Source organism: Sulfitobacter sp. SK012 (assembly GCF_003352085.1).
GTDB lineage: Bacteria > Pseudomonadota > Alphaproteobacteria > Rhodobacterales > Rhodobacteraceae > Sulfitobacter.
Genome location: NZ_CP025804.1, coordinates 806,651 through 824,169, shown reverse-complemented (window position 1 = coordinate 824,169; position 17,519 = coordinate 806,651). Strand labels below are relative to the sequence as shown.

Here is a 17,519-nt window from a genome sequence, read left to right as displayed (position 1 = left end):
TGGGGTGTCTTCAAGAGCCCCAAAGGCAAAACCGTGGTTGCACTGCCTAACATTATCGCCCCCTGCAACAGGGTGGCGGCATGAACACCACCGCCCAGATCACATCCGACCCGTGGGGCGATATTCTGCAAAGGGACGAAAAGATTCTTTGGCAAGGGCGCCCTGATGGGGGATTTCGGATGCGGTCCGGTGATCTCTCCAGCGGGATCTTTGGTGTTGTTTTTACTGCCTTCTCCATTTTTTGGATGTCCCAAGCCGTGAAAGCCGCAGGATTTATTTGGATGTTCGGCCTGCTGTTTTTTGCTGCGGGCCTTCGATTGATCTATAAAGCAGTACTGGGCGACACGCTCCGGCGCCGCCACAGCTTTTACACCCTCACCAGCCACCGCGCGTTCATTGCCACCGATATGCCGTTCAAAGCCCGAAAGCTGGACAGCTATCCAATCACCGCAGATTCCCCCCTCTCCTTACAAACCGGCACTTTCGATACGATCACCTTTGCCGCTCGGAAAAGACGGGGCAAAAACGGGACCGTTCAAACCCCCATCAGCTTTCAGGACATTGACCCCGGCCAAAAGGTGTTCCAGATGATGAGCCGCATACAAAAAGGCGACGCGCTATGACCCTCCTGCATTTTACCAACGCGCAGATCATCGATCCCGAAGCAGGCACGATCACGCCCGGCAGCCTGACGGTTGAGGACGGCACAATCACCGCGATCAGCGCCAATGATCCCGCCAAAGGAACCATGATCGACTGCGAAGGTCGCTACCTTGCGCCCGGCATCGTCGATCTGGGTGTCAAAGTTTGTGAGCCGGGCGAGCGTCACAAGGAAAGCTACCGCTCCGCGGGCCGCGCCGCAGCGGCAGGCGGCGTGACAACCATGATCACCCGCCCCGACACCTTGCCCGCCATCGACAATCCCGAAACCCTCGAATTTGTCACCCGCCGCGCGAACGAGGCTTCACCGGTTAATGTCATCCCCATGGCCGCTCTGACCAAAGGTCGGCAGGGCCGCGAGATGACCGAAATCGGTTTCTTGATGGATGCTGGGGCCGCCGCCTTTACCGATTGCGACCGCGTGGTCACCGACACCAAAGTGTTCTCGCGCGCCCTCACCTATGCACGCTCACTTGGCGCGCTGGTCATCGCCCACCCCCAAGAGCCGATTCTCAGCGCTGGGGCAGCAGTTACTTCGGGCAAATTCGCCTCGCTCCGGGGCTTGCCCGCTGTGTCGTCCATGGCTGAGCGCATGGGGCTGGACCGCGACATCGCGCTGATCGAAATGACCGGTGCGAAATACCACGCCGATCAGATTACCACCGCCCGCGCCCTGCCTGCGTTGGAACGCGCCAAACGCAATGGCCTCGATATTACGGCGGGTATTGGCATCCACCATCTGACGCTGAATGCGCTGGACGTGGCCGACTACCGCACCTTTTTCAAACTCAAGCCGCCCCTGCGCGACGAAGACGACCGCATCGCTGTGGTTGAGGCTGTCGCGTCTGGCTTGATCGACATCATCTGTTCCATGCACACACCGCAGGACGAGGAATCCAAACGCCTGCCGTATGAAGAAGCCGCCTCCGGGGCAGTTGGCCTGCAAACTCTGCTGCCTGCCGCCTTGCGCTTGGTCCATGCGGATATGATCGATCTTGCCGTGTTGTGGCGCGCATTGTCTTTGAACCCCGCGCGCCGGCTTGGCCTGCCAAGCGGTCGCATGAGTGTTGGTGCTCCCGCTGATCTGGTTTTGTTTGACGCAAACGCGCCCTTTGTCCTCGACCGGGCCACATTGCTGTCAAAATCGCGCAACACGCCGTTTGACGGCATGCGCATGCAAGGTAAAGTGCGCGCGACCTACGTTGCGGGTCGCGAAGTATATAAGGGCTAAGACATGCCATTGATTGAAACATCTGCCGCGCTCCTCCTGCTTTGGGCGGTCATCGGATACCTGCTGGGCTCCATCCCCTTTGGCATGGTTCTCGCGCGGGTCATGGGGCTGGGCAATCTACGTGACATCGGATCTGGCAACATCGGGGCCACGAATGTCTTGCGCACTGGCAGCAAGCCCGCCGCCGCGCTGACGCTTTTACTGGATGGCGGCAAAGGGGCCGTCGCCGTGTTGCTGGCGCGCGCCTTTGCTGGCGAAGACGCCGCACAACTGGCTGCCCTGACTGCGATGCTGGGCCACTGCTATCCTGTTTGGCTTGGCTTTAAGGGGGGCAAAGGCGTCGCGACGTTTCTCGGTATCCTTTTGGCTTTGGCATGGCCCGCGGGCATCGGTGCCTGCCTTGCCTGGCTAATAGGGGCTGCTGTCACCCGCATATCCTCGATGGCCGCATTGGTCGCCGCCGCGGCTTCAACGTTTCTGCTGGTGTTTCTCGGCTATGGCTCAGCGCTGTTTCTGGGCATTCTGCTCACGTTGCTGATTTTCTGGCGTCACCGCGCCAATATCCGCCGGATCAAGGCGGGGACGGAACCTAAGATTGGCCAAAAGGGGTGAGCACGTCAGCACCTGACGGCTTTGCGACGGCACTTGCTGCGATCCCTCAGGGCACCAGCACGGGCACCGCCCATGGGCTCCGCTACATCGCCACACGCAGCCTTTTTAACGCAGGCCGCTCGATGAAGTTGGTCGCCGAAGCGCTGGATGGCAGCGATTATATCAGCCTCAATTTCTACGATTTGGGCAGCGGCGCGCGCCTTGCCCCTTGCGAAATGCCAGCCGCCAAAGTCGCCGCCTTTGTGCAGGCCTACCGCCCGGATGCTGCTTCATGAAATGCCTCCTTTCCATTCTTCTGGTGCTAGGCCTCGCCGGGCCAGCCAGCGCCGAAACCTTTCGTGTGCTGCTGGGAGACAGGCAATTGGGCACGCTGACCTACACCGATGGCCCCACGCGACGGCTCGATACCACGCTCGACAATACCCCCTTGAATGTCTTCAACGGCAAGTTCACCGGTTCCTCGCGCCCTACGGATGCATCGCGGACCTTCATCGGGATCAGCAAATCCACCCGCAAATCGCGCACTGTGACTGTTCAAATCGCCGAGGGCCGCGCGTCGAGCACGCTGATTGAGCCCTCATCCGAACAAACCGAGCTCTCTGACCCTGCCGTCGTGCCCGTGGGCATCATCGACCCCGTCTCGGCAATCGGCCGTTTGCTGACGGCCCAAGGTTGTCCCGAAACCATCCGTATTTATGACGGTCGCCGGGTCATCACTCTCACCCCCACACGCTCCAAAATCCAAGACGAAACCCTCACTTGCACCATTAAATACACCGTCACAGACGGCCCCGGACACCTGTCGCCTTTGCGGATTTCCAACGCAACGATGCGCCTGACCTATGCGGGCTACAGCACCGTGCAAGACCTTCGCCAGATCGCACTTAAGTCCGGCATCTTCGGCCTGACCCTCGACAGAGCTGACTAACCTTCCAAGAGGCCCTGCCGCACAAAAACCTCTCTTGTCATCGCTGAAACGTTGCCCAGACCTTTGGGGCTTCTTTTTACCCCAATTCGCCCATGATCCTGCCACAAGGAGCATCGAAAACGGTCTTGCATGTAATCAAGAGGCACTTCGCAATGGTCAGACCACTCACGGCACTCAACACCGCATTCGTCAAGGTTTTCACCTTTTCTGGTCGCGCAACACGGGCCGAATTCTGGTGGTTTTTCCTGATTTGCACAATCGTCGGCGTCATCGCTATGGTCTTTGACGGCTTCAAGATCGCCGGGCTTTATAACACCCACGGCGATATGTGGTTTCTGAACGTTTCACCGTTTGAGTTCTCGACCTTTTACGTGACCCTCATCACCGGCATCCCCTACCTCAGCCTACAAATCCGCCGACTGCATGACGCGGGCTTTTCGGGCTTCTGGTTTCTTATCGCCTTTGTGCCATTGGGTGGGATTGTCCTGATGATCTTTTACTGCCTGCCGTCCAAGAACGACCACAACGCCTACGGCCCCCCACCATTTGGCGGCACAGATGTGACGGGCAAACCAATCACTCAGGATGCGCATAAACGTGCCATGCAAGGCTATGCCTGCCTGTTCGAAACCGATCAGGTCGCCAACCCTGAAACGGTTGCCGCGCGCAAAGCAGAGGTCAGCGATTACTACCGCACCCACGTGCTTAAGACTGGTTAAACCGCTAAACTCAGTAGGAAAACGCGTCGTAGACTCGGCTCAAGTCACCGTTCCACTCGCCGTGATACTGCTCTAGCAGCTCATCCGCAGGCACCTTGCCAGTCTCAACGCTTTCTTTCAGCGCATTCAGGAAATGTGTCTCGTCAGGGACCAAACCACCCGCGCCTGCACGCGCACGCGCCTTCAGACCGGCCTCAGACAGCGCTAGCGCTTCGCGGGCAATCTCATGTAGGTTGATGCCTGTAACCTCGGCCTGCAAACCGTCAACGGACGCTGCAGTCCTAAGCGCATCGCGCTGTGCTGCCGTCCAGTCTTTGACCAAGTCCCACGCCCCATCAAGGGCGGTCTGGTCATACATCAACCCGACCCAAAACGCGGGCAGTGCACATAGCCTGCGCCATGGCCCGCCATCGGCCCCGCGCATTTCGATGTATTTCTTCATCCGTGCCTCAGGGAAGGCTGTCGTCAAATGGTCCGCCCAATCGCTCAGCGTTGGTGTCTCCCCGGGCAAAGCGGGCAGTTTACCTGCCATGAAATCGCGGAACGACTGGCCCAGCGCATCAATGTATTTGCCATCGCGGTAGACAAAATACATCGGCACATCCAATGCGTACTCAACCCAACGCTCAAACCCAAAACCCTCGTCAAACACAAACGGCAACATGCCTGTGCGCGACGAATCCAGATCGCGCCAGACCCGGCTGCGCAAGGATTTATAACCGTTCACTTTGCCCTCAAAAAACGGCGAGTTGGCAAAAAGCGCTGTGGCAATTGGTTGCAAAGCCAGCGACACGCGCATCTTTTGGATCATATCTGCCTCGGATCCGAAATCGAGGTTCACCTGCACCGTGCACGTCCGGCGCATCATCACCCGACCCATCGTTCCGACCTTACCCATATAGGCATTCATAAGCTTGTAGCGACCCTTAGGCATCAGATCCATCTGCTCATGGGTCCACTCAGGGGCAGCACCCAGGCCAATAAATCCCGCGCCAATATCATCGGCCACGTCTTTTACTTCGCGCAGATGCACGTTCACTTCATCGCAGGTCTCATGGATGGTTTCGACAGGTGCGCCTGACAGTTCCAGCTGCCCACCCGGCTCAAGCGATATGTTCGCTCCATCCTTTTCAAGCCCGATCAGCTTGCCGCCTTCTGCGACCGGGGCCCAACCATGACGGTCACGTAAGCCTTCCAGCATCGCGCGGATAGAACGGTCACCTTCATAGGGCAGCGGCAAATGCGTGTCTTTGCAATACCCGAATTTCTCGTGCTCAGTCCCGATGCGCCAGTCTTCCTTAGGCTTACAACCCGCCGCAAGGAATTCGGCCAATTGGCTGTAATGCTCGATGGGACCGCCGCCGGACTGAGGAATGGACATGATGGAGGCTCCGATAATTAGGGGTACGCCAGCGGCGTGTTCAACAGGTCACCGCAGGGTTGCGGCCATTAGGTCAGGGTGTCAATGCAACAGCGCCGACGGGGGACGCAAGGGGCGGCGTTCCCAGATCACAACTGGTTGAGGACGTGGGCTGCGCAATTCGCTCAGCATCCGCTCCGTTTTGAGGCCTGGCAGAGTTGCAAACGCATCAAAAAGCGCCTCCGAGCCGGCCGCATTCACCGGAATAAGCAAGGGTGCTGACCCCGGTTGATCAAGCCGCCAATGCGCAGGCTTGGCCGTCGTATCAAGGCTCAACCGTTCCAGTTCACGCAGGGCAACCACACCGCCGGTCAAAGGGCCAAAATAGCTGATCTGCCCTTCGTCGACCTGCACTGCGCCCACGCCGCCACCATCGCCGCGAAACCGCGCGCGCTGCACGCCCAGCCAGATCAAAGCGCTGCCGCCGATCACAAATGCCCAACCCGGTATCGCCAATAATTGGCCGGGCCCCGCAATCCACCACAGCCCCCACAGGGCAACAGCGCCGCCTACAATCACTTCGCGCCAGCGCCACAGCGCGGCATTAGCTTCGGGTCGGAAAAAACTCATATGGTGGCTCCGATCAAGCGGGGTGCTGGCAAAAGCGCGATTTCATAACTGCCAATCCGGATAAACCCGATGGCTTCATAGGCTCGCGCCGCAAAAATACTGGCGGCAAACAAGATCGCGCACTTGATGCCGCGTTTGTATAGACTGCGCAAATGCAGTGCGACCGCAGCGCCGCCATACCCATGTCCACGCAGCATCGGGGGCACGTAAACGCCGCCAACTTGCACAACATCGTGAACCCGCGCGTTTAATGCTGTCATTGCTACGGGCTGATCCGCGTCCCTCAGAATCCACGCATCCGGTTTTTCGACAAACCCTTGCGCCAGCCCTTTGATCCCCAAAGCCTCCGGCACCGGCATGCCGGTATCCGCGTGGTGATCGGCAAACCATTCCACCAGCATCGGCACATCTAGAGGCTCAGGTTTACACAGTGTCAGCCCGTCACGCGGGGCGGCTACTATCTCGATCATCACCTGATAAAGCGGCTGTGTGTCCTTGATGGCAAAATCATCCGCCCTCAGGCCCAGCGCCGCCGACAACTGTTCGATCTGCGCAGGTTCGCCGGTCATCCCAGCGATTTTCCGGCCCGTAACAGCATTGGCAACACTGTGCCAAAACCCTTGGGGCGCATTTGGGGCCTGACACATCAGATAGCCGCCATTTGTCACACCTGCGACCCCTCGAAACCCTTCAGCATCCGCATGGATAAAATAGGTTGTTCCATGGGTATGGGCCGTCTCCCCGACCCCATGTGCTGTCAGATTGCCGCGCAAAAACATCGAAGTTGCTGCATATTGGGACAGAAACGCATCAAGCGCATCGACGTCTTCGGGGACAGCTTGGCGGATCATTCCCAATCCCCCAAGACTTGTTGCCAAACGGTCATTGCTGCCACAGCGGCCGTATCTGCGCGCAAAATTCGCGGCCCCAAAGCCACTGCATGGGCCTGCTCAAATTCCTGAAGTCGCGCGCGCTCGTCTCCTGAAAATCCGCCCTCGGGCCCGATCAGAATGGCCCAAGGCGCACCCCTTTTATCCTTCAACGTATCCGGAGAAGAAGCCCCCGCAAGCGCTTCATCGCAAAACATAATCTGCCGGTCTTTGTCCCAATCATGCAGCAAACGGTCGAGCTTCACCGCATCGGCCACCTCAGGAACAAAAGTCGCGCCACATTGCTCAGCTGCCTCAACCGCATGGGCCTGCAGCCGGTCTCGCTGCACCCGGCCCGAATTGGTGTATGCCGTCATCACCGGCACAATGCGCCGTGCGCCCATCTCGGCGGCCTTTTCCACAATAAAATCAGTACGCGCTTTTTTGATCGGGGCAAACATCAGCCACAGATCTGGCGGCATCTGCAACACATTGCGCTGCGTGTCACACCGCAGCACCCCGCCACGCTTACCTGCCTCCACGACCTCAGCTTGCCATTCACCGTCAATACCATTGAACAGCAATACCTGCCGGCCCACGACCTGCCGCATCACCCCAAAAAGGTAATGCGCCTGCGCACGATCCAAAGGAACCGATTGCCCCACCCCCAATGGGTGCTCTACATAAAGTCTAATTTTCGCGTCCATGGACCTGATATATGCAAGACATGCCTCCTTCGCCAGATGTGACCGTCGCTGATGCTGCTTCCGGCAATTGGGTTGACCGTTATGCGCCTGCCGCCACACGTCCCTACCTTCGGCTCAGCCGAGCAGATCGGCCTATAGGAACATGGCTTTTGCTGCTCCCCTGCTGGTGGGGCCTGACGCTCGCCATGCTTTTTGATCAACAAATGGGGTGGAGTGATCTTTGGATAGCGTTGGGCTGTGGCATCGGTGCTTGGCTGATGCGCGGCGCGGGTTGCACATGGAACGACATCACCGACCGGGATTATGACGCGCAGGTCGCGCGCACCCGCTCACGACCGATCCCCGCAGGTCAAGTCACCGTGCGCGGTGCCACCATTTGGATGATCGCCCAAGCGCTGATTGCCTTTTGCATCCTGCTCACCTTCAACAAGGCCGCGATTGGCCTCGGGGTGCTCGCCCTGCTGCCTGTTGCGATCTATCCTTTTGCCAAGCGTTTTACTTGGTGGCCCCAGGTATTCCTCGGCCTCGCCTTTAACTGGGGGGCCCTGCTGGCTTGGACCGCACACACTGGTCGCCTTGAGGCCCCTGCCGTTGTTCTCTACCTCGCAGGCATCGCCTGGACTCTTTTTTATGATACGATCTATGCCCACCAGGACACCGAAGACGACGCGCTGATTGGGGTGAAATCGACCGCTAGGCTATTTGGCGAAAACACTGGTTTTTGGTTGCGCCGTTTCTTGATGGCGGCGGTTGGCCTCATGGGAATCGCGGTGATCTTTGCTGGCCTGCCAAATGCTTCAGTCCTTGCCATGGTGATCGCACTGGGTGGGCCTTGGGCGATGGGCTGGCACATGACGTGGCAACAGCGTGGCCTCGACATCAATGATCCTGCCAAGATGCTGCAGCTCTTTCGCGCGAACCGTGATACCGGCGTAATCCCGCTGCTGTTTTTCGCGGCTGCGCTGTTGGTGTGATTGCACCCCCGGCCCGTCGGGCGTATTAACGCCCCACCTGCAAAACTCACTGAAAGTTCGCATGCGCCTGTCTTCGTTTCTGATCATTTTCTTCACGTTCATCACCGCGGCGGGCCTGTCCCTGATCACGGCCAGCTACTCTGTCACCCTGATCGAGGAGAACTCCGAGATCGGCGTCCGCAATGCACTTGATGATGACGACATGACGTGGGCCGAAGTCCAAGCCGATGGGCTGCAGGTCACCCTCGCAGGGGTTGCCCCAACCGAGGCCGTCCGTTTTCGGGCCCTGACAACCGCAGGCGGCATCGTCGACGCCGCCCGCGTCATCGATGAGATGGAAGTCGAAGTGCAGGCCGCCATCGCAGCCCCCCGCTTTTCCGCAGAAATCCTGCGCAACGATTCTGGCCTCTCGGTCATTGGGCTGATCCCGGGCACCACGGACCGCGACGCTGTGATGGACCGTTTTAATGACATTGCGGGCGATCACGGCGTGGCCGACCTGCTCCAAACCGCTGATTATCCGGCCCCCGATGGCTGGGAAGGTGCATTGGCCTTTGCTCTTAGCAAAATGGAAAAACTTCCCCGCGCCAAAATCTCCATCGAAGCAAATCGCGTCTCAATCACTGCCATCACCGACAGCCCCGCCGCAAAGCAAAAGCTGGAGGCGGATTTGAAAAAGGCCACCTACCCCGGCCTCACGCTGATCCTTGATATCTCTGCCCCGCGCCCTGTGATCACCCCCTTTACCTTGCGATTCGAAGCCACCCCCGAGGGCGCAAAATTCGACGCCTGTTCCGCAGACACCGACCGTGCCCGCGACAAAATTCTCGCCGCGGCTATCAAAGCAGGGGCAACTGGTGCTCAGCGCTGCATTGTCGGCCTTGGCGTGCCAAGTCCCAGATGGGCCGAGGCCGTAGCCGTCTCCATGTCCGCACTTACCGATATCGGCGGCGGTTCAATCACCTTTGCAGACGCTGACATCACCCTCATCGCCCTCGAAGGCACCGATCAACGGCTCTTCGACAAAGTCGTGGGAGAACTTGAAACCGCCCTCCCAGATGTCTTTGCGCTCGACCCCAAACTGCCCGCCATAAAAGACCCCGACGCAGGCCCGCCAGAATTCACCGCAACGCTCAGCCCCGAAGGTCAGGTGCAACTGCGCGGCCGCGTGTCGGGCGCACCCCTGCGCGAACTTGCTGACAGCTACGCAAAGGCTCGGTTTGGGTCTGACAAAGTCTACACCGCCGCCCGCATCGTCGACGACTTGCCAGGTGATTGGGCCACCCGTGTCCTCGCTGGGATTGAAGCGCTGTCTGGTCTCAGCAACGGTGTTTTGGTCGTCACGCCCACCAAACTGTCGATCAGCGGCAACACCGGAAACCCAGACGCCAGCAGCGAAATTTCCACGCTCCTTCTGGGCAAGCTGGGCGGTGGAACCGAACTTGACGTCGACGTCGTTTATCAGAAAAAATTAGATCCCGTGCTGGGCCTTCCAACACCGGACGAATGCGAAGCAGAAATCGGCGCGATTCTGAGCACCGGCAAGATCAACTTTGAACCCGGCAGCGCCACCATCGACGCTTCCGCACTAGGGACCATGGATGACATCGCCGCAGTCATTAAGCGCTGCGGCGAGTTACAACTCGAAATCCAGGGCTATACCGACAGCCAAGGCCGCGAAGAAATGAACCTTGCCCTCAGCCAAAGCCGTGCCGAATCTGTTCTAAACGAGCTGCGCGCGCGCCGGGTCCCGACACGGTCTTTCACCGCCACGGGCTTCGGCGAAGAAACCCCAATTGCCGACAACAAGACCGAAGCCGGCCGCGAAGCCAACCGCCGCATCGAATTCCGCCTCATCCGTCCCGATACAGTTGCCGATCCTGAGCAAACAACGCTGGAAAGCGTGACAGAAAACAGCGATACAGAAACGGCAACCACCGAAGAGGACACTCCAGATGAGCAGAACTGAATTCGTTCTGGCAACAGCGATCATTCTGTTTGTGGCCTTCTGTTTGGGATGGTTCGCCAATTGGCTTTTGCACCGCTTTACGCGCGTCGCTGCGGGTGACGTGGCCCAGCTTGATAAAATGAGCCAAGAGCTCCACGAAGCCGAAGAAACCCGCGATCAGGCAATCACCTATTTGCAGCAGCGCGAGGCAGAATTAACCAATCAGCTGGCCCAAACCGAAGCCGAGCTGCGCGCTGCCATGGACGGCCTACGCGATGCCCGTCACGAGGCCGAAGAAATGCGCGCCTTTATCGAGCAACAGCAGCAGGCCAGCTAAGGTTTCCTACCGGCGTTCCCCAGACATTATTGTTTCATAAAGAAGTCTACCGAGCGGCGTGTTACCAGAATCAGCGTGCACGTCCCGGTGCACATGTTGTGCACATCGTGTGTACGCATCGTGCATCCCGGCTTGGCCTTGTTTTACGGGCGTTTACCAACGGTTTTCGCGGCCACGGGCCACACACTTTCCGCAGGTTGCCTCACCACCGTTTCAGCGCCGCCTCATCCTCGTCTTTCGACACGACCCAAGAGGCCCCTTTTCCAGAAATCTCTCGCTTCCAGAAGGGTGCCCGAGATTTAAGGTAATCCATCAGGAATTCAGCGGCTTCAAAAGCGTCCTTGCGGTGCCGCGCCGCCGTCGCAACCATCATGATCTGCTCCCCCGGCAACAGCCGGCCATGGCGATGAATAACCAACGCATCACCCAGTGAAAACCGCTCCATGGCGGTTTGCGCCATCTCGCGCAGCGCCGCTTCGGTCATGCCGGGATAATGCTCGATTTCCATCGCCTCAAGCGGGTCGTCGGGCAGGTCGCGAACCACGCCTGTAAAGGTAACAATGGCCCCTAAATCTTTGTGCCCGCTGGCAAAATCAGATGTTTCCTGACCCAAATCAAAAGGGGCTTCTTGCACGGAAACGCGCATGGCTACCCCCCCGTCATGGGTGGAAAAAACGCGACCTCGCGCACACCATCAAGCGGCGCTGAGAAATCGCTAAGTTCTTGATCCACGGCAACACGCAACGCGCTCAAGTCACTGAACGCCAAAGCATATCTTTCTTCGCGCGCCGACAGTTCTGCTACCAAGTCTGCGACCGTCGCGGCCTGTGTCTGAACCTGTTCGCGCGGCAGACCAATCCGCTCGCGAACCCAAGCAAAATAGAGCACATCCATCACCGACCCTCCCGCAAATGCGGCATCGCCTTGATAAAGTAATCAATACCCGTGATTGCCGTAAGCGCAGCCGCAATCCACAGCAACATCAAGCCGATACGTCCGGCCCATTCCATCCCCATCAGCTTCCAACCCAGCCCCAGAACGTCCTCTTCACGCCCAGCCATAATGTCGTCCACCATCGTTTGGTCCATCCCGAAAACCGACATGCCCAGATAGTGTTCAAACACACCCTGGCTGAACAAAACTGCGATCGCGATCATCTGAAATGTGGTCTTCCATTTCGCCAGTTTCGTGACCTTCAGCGTGCCTGCGACATCGCCTAGAAATTCTCGTAGCCCTGACACAAATACTTCGCGAAACAAGATCACCGTACTGGGCAATACCAACCAAGGTGACCAGCTCGAAAAGCCAATAATCACCATCAGCGCGATCACCACCATCGCCTTATCAGCAATCGGATCCAGCATGGCACCAAGTTTGGTTTCTTGCTTCCAGGTCCGCGCCAGATAGCCATCGAACCAATCCGTTATTGCCGCAGACACGAATAAAACCAATGCGAACCAATCGGCATAAGGTCTTGTGAAATATAGAAACATCACAGCGACACCCGGCGCAGCAAGCAACCGTATCAGCGTTAGTATATTTGGCAGATTCCACGTCATATCGTTACCCTACATCGCGTCCCGCCGGTGTAAAAGCACCAAGCAGCTTACCAGCTTTCTTTCGCCATAGTATTCCTGAAGGGCATGCGCAATGTGGCAGCTCTTTAGGGTCATCGGGCGCATCCGCTTGCGCTCAGCTGCCTTCATGGAAATAGGCATAGATCGTTTCAGCCAGCGCATCAGATATCCCATCAACGGCCTTGAGATCCCCAAGGTTCGCCCGCCCCACAGCTTTTGCTGATCCGAAATGCGCCAACAGCGCGCGTTTGCGCCCCGCCCCGACGCCCGGCACATCATCAAGCGGTGTGGCCCCCACAGTCTTTGCCCGCTTGGCCCGGTGCGTCCCAATGGCAAATCGGTGCGCTTCATCCCGCATCCGCTGCACGAAATAGAGCACTGGATCATTGTGCCGCAGCGCCTTTACGGTTTTGCCAACGCGGTGGAATTCTTCCTTACCTGCATCTCGGTCCACACCTTTGGCCACGCCAACCATAGGAATATCTTCGACACCATATTCACGCATGATCGAAGCCACAGCACTCACCTGCCCTGCACCACCATCGATCAACAACAGGTCCGGCCAAGTCCCACTTGTTCGTTCCGGATCCTCTTTGAGCAGGCGTTTAAAGCGGCGGGTGAGCACTTCTTTCATCATGCCGAAATCATCACCCGGTGTCAGGTTTTCACCACGGATGTTGAATTTGCGGTACTGATTTTTGATCATTCCCTCTGGCCCGGCCACGACCATCGCGCCAACCGCAAAGGCCCCTTGGATGTGCGAGTTGTCATAGACTTCGATCCGATCTGGCGGGGTTTCCAAATCAAACGCCTCAGCGAGCCCCGCCAGCAACTTCGTCTGTGTCGCGGTTTCGGCCATTTTGCGCGCCAGACTTTCGCGAGCATTGCGCAGCGCACCGTCAACTAGTTCGGCCTTTTCGCCGCGCTGTGGCACCAACAGTTCGACCTTGCGGCCTAGCTTGATACTCAGCGCGTCAGCCATCAGATCAGGGCTTTCGATCTCGTTGGACAAAATCAACTGGCGTGGCGGTTCGCGGGTATCATAAAACTGCCCGATGAACGCCTCCAGCACCTCTGCTGCATCCACATCCGCGCCCACGCGTGGATAATAATCGTGGTTTCCCCAGTTCTGGCCCGACCGGATGAAAAACACCTGAACACAGGCCTGCCCGTCCTGCAAATGCAGCGCAATAATGTCAGCCTCAGATACGCCTTTGGGGTTGATACCTTGTGCTGTCTGCACTTGTGTCAGCGCCTTGATCCGATCACGTAGTGCTGCGGCCCGTTCAAATTCCATCGCCTCGGATGCGGTATTCATTTCGGTCGCTAGACGATTCTGAATATCAGCGTTCTTTCCTGCCAGGAACTTTTCGGCGTCGCGGACGGTCTGGGTATAATCGCTGGCAGAAATCTTACCGACACATGGGGCCGAGCACCGCTTTATCTGATGCTGCAAACAGGGGCGGGTGCGGCTCTCAAACATCGCATTGGAACAGTCGCGCAACAAGAAGACCCGTTGTAGCTGATTGAGCGTCCTGTTCACCGCCCCCGCACTGGCGAAAGGACCGTAATACGCACCCTTTTCCTTTTTGGCACCTCTGTGCTTTTTGATCTGTGGATAATCATGATCAGCTGTCACAAGTATATTTGGGAAACTCTTGTCATCGCGCAGCAGCACGTTGAATTTGGGCTTGAGCTGCTTGATCAGGTTTTGCTCCAAGAGCAGTGCTTCGGTCTCTGTCCGAGTGGTCAGGAACATCATCGAGGCCGTGTTCGCGATCATCCGCATGATACGCCCAGTGTGCCCCGTTGGCCGTGCATAACTGCTGACCCGTGCCCGCAAATTGCGCGCCTTACCGACATAAAGCACGCGGCTTTCACTATCGAGCATTCGGTAAACGCCCGGCGATCCGTCGATCGTCTTGAGGTAGGCCTGAATAACCTCGTGGCCTGTTTTTATCGGAACGTCGGGGGATGTCATAAGAGCGCGTGATTCTCCGTTTGGCTGCACTGGCTATTGGACGGGTTCAAGACAAAACATGTCCACCAAACCTGTGGATAACTCTGCCGATAACTTTCCGTGATCTACAGAATTTCGTTAAAGATAAGGTGCTTCATCGGGTTGCCTAAAAAATTGGCAGATTTTCAACGCCCTGATTTTAAACGAAAATTTTTTTTCCGCGTAACAACCCTCTGAAAACGTTCATATATCTGTAACGAAACTGTAACCAATATTAAGGGCGTGGAAAACTCCAAAGCGTCTGCCGTGCTATTCGACGCCAATTACATCCGGTGTTTGCCACCCAAGGTGCTGCCCACCATCTACACACATAAGCTGTCCTGTGACCGCAGGCGCATCCAAAAAGAAGCCGATCGCCGCAGTTATGTCGCTCGGATTTGATCCGCGTTCCAACACCGTATTGGCGCGTTGCTCTGCAAAATGTTCGTGACTTTGACGACCCCCTCGGAGCGTGGGACCTGGCCCAATCGCATTGACCCGGATCGCCGGGGCCAGTGCCTGAGCGGTGGTCTGTGTCAGCGCCCACAGCCCCATCTTGGCTACGGTATAAGTCATGAACTCTGGCGTTAGCTTGCGCACGCGCTGGTCGACCATATTCACGATCAAACCTGTCGCTTGAGCTTCGCCGTTTATGTCGTTTTTGGCCTTAAGGTTTTGCGCAGCCATTGCCTGTATCAAGACAAAAGGCGCACGCAGGTTTGACCCGATATGCCGGTCCCAACTTTCACGGGTCGCTGTTTCGATCGTGTCGTGTTCAAAGATCGAAGCATTGTTGATCAGGCAAGTGATTGGCCCTCCCAAAGCTTCAACCGCCCGCGGCAACAATTCTTGAGTTGCGTCCTCGCTGAGCAAATCCGCCTGAAGTGCCACCGCGTTGCGGCCCATTGCCCGCAACTCAGCAACCGTTGCCTCAGCCCCCTCCGCAGAACTTGCGTAGTGGACGGCCACATCATAGCCGCGCGCGCCTAGATAAAGCGCAGTGGCACGGCCCAGCCTGTGGCCTGCTCCTGTGACCAACGCCCGGCTCATACGGTCAACACCACTATCAGATAGACCACATAAAGCACCACCAATACGATGCCCCAAACCCTCGTAATATCACGGCGAAAATAGACAAACGGGATCAGCAAGAGCGACGCCGCAAGCATAACCCACAGATCAAAGCGCAGGAATTCAGGATCGACATTAATCGGCCCGACAAGGCTCGCGATACCGATGATCGCAAGCAGGTTGAACATGTTGGAACCGATAACGTTGCCCAAGGCCACATCCGCCTGCCGACGCAGGGCGGCCATCACGGTTGTCGCAAGTTCTGGCAACGAGGTACCGATGGCAACCAATGTCAAACCGATCACCGTATCGCTGATCCCATAGGCCCGTGCGATGATCGTGGCATTATCAACCAGCAACGATGCCCCTAACGGCAGACCAATCATGCCCAACACCAAAAAGACAGCAATCCGCCAGCCCGGCATTTCAGGGTCAGCGCCCTCAACCTCTTCATCGGGATCGTCATTTCGGCAGGCCCGGCGGTGGCTATGTGCATCCCGGAAAGCATCAAACAAAACGTAGCCAAGTGCAGAAAGCAAGATCAGCCCCGCGATCCAATCAAAGACCCCACGGAACGCCAGCGCGATGAACAGCAAACTGGCCGTGATCATAAAATTATAGGTTTTTCGCGTATTACATTCCGACGTATGCATCGTCGCCAGTAGCGCAGGCACACCTAAAACCAGCAGTATATTCGCCGTATTGGAGCCAACCACATTCCCCAATGCCAAGCCCGGAACATCGTCCAGTATAGCCTTGATCGAGATCAGCAACTCTGGTGCGGACGTCCCAAACGCGACGATGGTTAGGCTGACGATCAGCGCCGGAATACCCAGTCGAAGACTAAGGTTCACCGCCCCTTTTACCAACGCGTCTCCTGCCAATAGCAAAATCACAAGGCCAAGCCCCGAGAGCAACCACGGCAGGATCATCCGCGACGCTCCCCACAGCTGCATGTGCCTTTACCGATGCGGTATCGACCGCAACCGCGGCATTTCTTTTGCGAAAGAGTTTTGCCACCGATCCAGTGCATTTTACCGAACCAACCCAGCACGCCCATGAACACCAAAAACAGAATGACGATCTTGAATACCATATCAGAGGCCAAACCGCGCAAAGGCCGCGCGTTCCTCAATGCCCTGCACCGCATCACTCACCGCATGTGCGCCAAAGCGGGACAAAAGGCCCTTTTTGGTGCCGTACTGCTTGATTTGGACTTTCATCCCAAAGCGTTTCTGGAGATGCGGTTTGATATGATCAATTCCGTCAATCAGCCCCAGCTCAACCGCACGCTTTGCCAACCAGATCTCGCCGGTGAACAAATCCTGATCGGTCGTAATCTTGCCCGCGCGTCGGGCACTGATGTGATCCTTGAAATTGACGTGGATATCTTCGAGTAGCGTTTTGAGCCGGGCAACATCTTCGGGCTGTTCGGGCCTAAACGGATCCAGCATCGATTTCGATTGTCCCGCAGTATAAACGCGCCGCTCAACCCCGTAGCGGTTGATGAATTCGTGCAAACCAAACCCTGCCGAAATAACTCCAACAGAGCCAACGACCGAACTGGGGTCAGCGTAAATCTCATCCGCGGCCACTGCGAGCCAATAGCCACCAGACGCAGCCACATCTTCGACAAAGGCGAGAACCGGAATGTCTTTTTCTTCTGCCAAGCGACGGATGCGCGCGCCAATCAACGAGGACTGCACAGGGCTACCGCCAGGAGAGTTTATCTCAAGCGCGACGGCTGCGGGTTTGCCTTTGGAAAAGGCCTTCTCGATTGCAGGTGCTAGAGCCGCGTCATTGAGCGCACCGCGCCCTGAGCTGCTGATCATGCCAGACAGTCGGATAACCGCGACTGTGGGCTCGGATTTTACAAAGGGAAGCCAACGTTTCATAC

The 17,519-nt window shown here is 57.3% G+C and carries 20 protein-coding genes; 9 read left to right on the top strand and 11 right to left on the bottom strand.

Features of this window, described 5'->3' with window-relative positions:
• Nucleotides 1–80: 80 nt before the first annotated feature.
• The 6 genes from C1J03_RS04135 (at nucleotide 81) to C1J03_RS04110 (ending at nucleotide 4,150) form a co-directional block, all read left to right on the top strand.
• Nucleotides 81–623, top strand: coding sequence for an aspartate carbamoyltransferase catalytic subunit (locus C1J03_RS04135; protein ID WP_114883997.1), 543 nt, complete (start codon nucleotides 81–83; stop codon nucleotides 621–623).
• Nucleotides 620–1,891 carry a dihydroorotase gene (pyrC, locus tag C1J03_RS04130; protein ID WP_114883994.1) on the top strand — a complete coding sequence of 424 codons (1,272 nt, stop codon included), beginning with the start codon at nucleotides 620–622 and terminating at the stop codon, nucleotides 1,889–1,891. Before C1J03_RS04135 ends, pyrC begins: the two co-directional genes overlap by 4 nt.
• A gap of 3 nt (nucleotides 1,892–1,894) precedes the next feature.
• A complete protein-coding gene (gene plsY, locus C1J03_RS04125) occupies nucleotides 1,895–2,503 on the top strand; it encodes a glycerol-3-phosphate 1-O-acyltransferase PlsY (protein WP_114883992.1) in 609 nt (202 codons plus the stop codon).
• Entirely contained in the window at nucleotides 2,500–2,778 is a 279-nt protein-coding gene (locus C1J03_RS04120) for a hypothetical protein (RefSeq protein ID WP_114883990.1), read from the top strand. The genes plsY and C1J03_RS04120 overlap by 4 nt, the downstream gene beginning before the upstream one ends.
• Entirely contained in the window at nucleotides 2,775–3,431 is a 657-nt protein-coding gene (locus tag C1J03_RS04115) for a hypothetical protein (protein ID WP_114883988.1), read from the top strand. Before C1J03_RS04120 ends, C1J03_RS04115 begins: the two co-directional genes overlap by 4 nt.
• Nucleotides 3,432–3,583: 152 nt before the next feature.
• On the top strand, nucleotides 3,584–4,150 hold the full coding sequence (locus tag C1J03_RS04110; RefSeq protein WP_162798441.1) for a DUF805 domain-containing protein: 567 nt from the start codon (nucleotides 3,584–3,586) through the stop codon (nucleotides 4,148–4,150).
• A 10-nt stretch (nucleotides 4,151–4,160) separates the two neighbouring features.
• On the opposite strand, the gene C1J03_RS04105 is transcribed toward C1J03_RS04110, so the two are convergent.
• The 4 genes from C1J03_RS04105 to C1J03_RS04090 form a co-directional block, all read right to left on the bottom strand.
• A complete protein-coding gene (locus C1J03_RS04105) occupies nucleotides 4,161–5,531 on the bottom strand; it encodes a glutamate--cysteine ligase (RefSeq protein WP_114883983.1) in 1,371 nt (456 codons plus the stop codon).
• Between the two features lie 81 nt (nucleotides 5,532–5,612).
• Nucleotides 5,613–6,140, bottom strand: a complete 528-nt coding sequence (locus C1J03_RS04100) for a hypothetical protein (protein WP_114883982.1) — start codon at nucleotides 6,138–6,140, stop codon at nucleotides 5,613–5,615.
• Complete coding sequence (locus C1J03_RS04095) at nucleotides 6,137–6,991, bottom strand: GNAT family N-acetyltransferase (RefSeq protein ID WP_114883979.1); 855 nt, start codon at nucleotides 6,989–6,991, stop codon at nucleotides 6,137–6,139. The genes C1J03_RS04100 and C1J03_RS04095 overlap by 4 nt, the downstream gene beginning before the upstream one ends.
• Nucleotides 6,988–7,716: a 16S rRNA (uracil(1498)-N(3))-methyltransferase gene (locus C1J03_RS04090; RefSeq protein ID WP_114883976.1), complete on the bottom strand. Its 729-nt coding sequence runs from the start codon at nucleotides 7,714–7,716 to the stop codon at nucleotides 6,988–6,990. The genes C1J03_RS04095 and C1J03_RS04090 overlap by 4 nt, the downstream gene beginning before the upstream one ends.
• A gap of 11 nt (nucleotides 7,717–7,727) precedes the next feature.
• On the opposite strand from C1J03_RS04090, the gene ubiA reads away from it, so the two are divergent.
• The 3 genes from ubiA to C1J03_RS04075 all read left to right on the top strand — a co-directional run bounded on the left by ubiA (nucleotide 7,728) and on the right by C1J03_RS04075 (nucleotide 10,975).
• Nucleotides 7,728–8,690 (top strand): 4-hydroxybenzoate octaprenyltransferase, encoded by a 963-nt coding sequence (gene ubiA / locus C1J03_RS04085; protein ID WP_114883974.1) that lies wholly within the window; start codon nucleotides 7,728–7,730, stop codon nucleotides 8,688–8,690.
• 61 nt (nucleotides 8,691–8,751) lie between these two features.
• Nucleotides 8,752–10,659 (top strand): OmpA family protein, encoded by a 1,908-nt coding sequence (locus C1J03_RS04080; RefSeq protein WP_114883972.1) that lies wholly within the window; start codon nucleotides 8,752–8,754, stop codon nucleotides 10,657–10,659.
• Nucleotides 10,646–10,975: a hypothetical protein gene (locus tag C1J03_RS04075; protein ID WP_114883971.1), complete on the top strand. Its 330-nt coding sequence runs from the start codon at nucleotides 10,646–10,648 to the stop codon at nucleotides 10,973–10,975. The genes C1J03_RS04080 and C1J03_RS04075 overlap by 14 nt, the downstream gene beginning before the upstream one ends.
• A 202-nt stretch (nucleotides 10,976–11,177) precedes the next feature.
• Here the strand turns inward: C1J03_RS04075 and C1J03_RS04070 are convergent, their stop codons facing one another.
• The 7 genes from C1J03_RS04070 to C1J03_RS04035 all read right to left on the bottom strand — a co-directional run bounded on the left by C1J03_RS04070 (nucleotide 11,178) and on the right by C1J03_RS04035 (nucleotide 17,517).
• A complete protein-coding gene (locus C1J03_RS04070) occupies nucleotides 11,178–11,621 on the bottom strand; it encodes a molybdenum cofactor biosynthesis protein MoaE (RefSeq protein WP_114883969.1) in 444 nt (147 codons plus the stop codon).
• 2 nt (nucleotides 11,622–11,623) lie between these two features.
• Nucleotides 11,624–11,869 (bottom strand): molybdopterin converting factor subunit 1, encoded by a 246-nt coding sequence (gene moaD / locus C1J03_RS04065; RefSeq protein ID WP_114883967.1) that lies wholly within the window; start codon nucleotides 11,867–11,869, stop codon nucleotides 11,624–11,626.
• Nucleotides 11,869–12,534 carry a CDP-diacylglycerol--glycerol-3-phosphate 3-phosphatidyltransferase gene (pgsA, locus tag C1J03_RS04060; protein ID WP_114883965.1) on the bottom strand — a complete coding sequence of 222 codons (666 nt, stop codon included), beginning with the start codon at nucleotides 12,532–12,534 and terminating at the stop codon, nucleotides 11,869–11,871. Before pgsA ends, moaD begins: the two co-directional genes overlap by 1 nt.
• A gap of 133 nt (nucleotides 12,535–12,667) precedes the next feature.
• Entirely contained in the window at nucleotides 12,668–14,533 is a 1,866-nt protein-coding gene (gene uvrC / locus C1J03_RS04055) for an excinuclease ABC subunit UvrC (RefSeq protein WP_114883963.1), read from the bottom strand.
• A 288-nt stretch (nucleotides 14,534–14,821) separates the two neighbouring features.
• Nucleotides 14,822–15,601 (bottom strand): SDR family oxidoreductase, encoded by a 780-nt coding sequence (locus C1J03_RS04050; RefSeq protein ID WP_114883961.1) that lies wholly within the window; start codon nucleotides 15,599–15,601, stop codon nucleotides 14,822–14,824.
• Nucleotides 15,598–16,554: a calcium/sodium antiporter gene (locus C1J03_RS04045; RefSeq protein ID WP_174234435.1), complete on the bottom strand. Its 957-nt coding sequence runs from the start codon at nucleotides 16,552–16,554 to the stop codon at nucleotides 15,598–15,600. The genes C1J03_RS04050 and C1J03_RS04045 overlap by 4 nt, the downstream gene beginning before the upstream one ends.
• Before the next feature lie 165 nt (nucleotides 16,555–16,719).
• Nucleotides 16,720–17,517, bottom strand: a complete 798-nt coding sequence (locus C1J03_RS04035) for a S49 family peptidase (protein ID WP_114883957.1) — start codon at nucleotides 17,515–17,517, stop codon at nucleotides 16,720–16,722.
• Nucleotides 17,518–17,519: the final 2 nt, after the last annotated feature.